Raw genomic sequence first — 1,362 nt, 5'->3', positions numbered from 1 at the left:
TTGCAATCGGATATTGATCTCCACGACCCAAGAACAGACTATGATGTTTATCTGCGAAATCTTCAGCGAGCAGTTTAATCTGCGCATCCATCTCTAAAGCTTGGTCAATTTTACTCGGTAACGATTGTAGTGCCGATACGATCTCTTTTTCTTGGTCTGGGTTAAGCGCTTTATGTTTTCCAATCGCTGCGACTAACAGAAGTAAACCAGCTAATTGAACTGTAAATGCTTTTGTAGAAGCGACACCGATTTCAACACCGGCCTCCATCATGTAAGCAAGATCTGATTCACGTACTAGAGATGAACCAGGAACATTACAGATAGTGAGACTCGATTTATAACCGAGTTCTTTCGCTAAACGCAGGGCCGCTAGCGTATCTGCTGTTTCTCCAGACTGAGAGATAGTTACGATTAAAGCATTGTTATAAACAAACGATTTGCGGTAACGGAACTCAGAAGCGATTTCGACATTACAAGACACGCCAGCGTATTGCTCAAACCAATATCGTGCGACCATACCACTATGGTAGCTCGTGCCACATGCAATGATCTGAACGTGATCAATATCCTTTAAAATTTCTTTAGCATTGTTACCGAAAGCACTCGCTAACACTGCACCGTTTTCAACGCGTCCATTTAAAGTATTCTTCAAAGCGACAGGCTGCTCATAAATTTCCTTCAGCATGTAGTGTTTGAATTTACCCTTATCTCCAGCGTCATGCGTTATATCTGATTCGCTTACTTCCCGCTCAACTTGTTCATCGTTGAGATCAAAAATTGTTACGCTGTGGCGAGTTAGCTCAGCAATGTCTCCTTCTTCAAGAAAGGCAAATCTATTCGTAACGGGAAGTAATGCTAGCTGATCGGACGCTAAGAAATTTTCTCCAATGCCATAACCAATGACGAGTGGGCTACCAGAACGCGCTGCGACCAATCTATCTGGATCTGCTGTTTCCATTGCCACGGTTCCATATGCACCGACTAGCTGACGAATGGCTTGACGGAATGCTTCTAGAAGAGTGGAACTAGTTTTGCGTTCATGATGAATAAGATGGGCAATTACTTCGGTATCGGTATCGGACGTAAAAATATACCCTAATCCAATGAGCGTTTTTTTTAGGTCCAAATAGTTTTCGATAATCCCGTTATGTACGACGGTAATTTCGTTACTTGATGTGTGTGGATGGGCGTTTTGTTCATTAGGCTCACCGTGTGTTGCCCAACGGGTATGTGCGATGCCAGTACCACCTAAGCAAGGAGTTTCTGTTAGCGCGTCGGCTAATGCTTTCACTTTACCGACACGACGTACACGTTGAAATTCTCCGTCTTGAGATAACACAGATACACCTGCAGAGTCATAAC

At 43.5% G+C, this 1,362-nt stretch carries 1 protein-coding gene; it reads right to left on the bottom strand.

Going from position 1 to position 1,362, the window contains the following annotated elements; genetic code table 11:
- Nucleotides 1–1,362: glutamine--fructose-6-phosphate transaminase (isomerizing) (gene glmS / locus A3739_RS05875; RefSeq protein WP_068500659.1), on the bottom strand; the 1,362-nt coding region annotated here is incomplete at both ends.

It is taken from the genome of Oleiphilus sp. HI0067, assembly GCF_001635735.1.
Note: the sequence above shows the minus strand (reverse complement) of the source record. Positions and strands in the feature narration are given on the sequence as shown.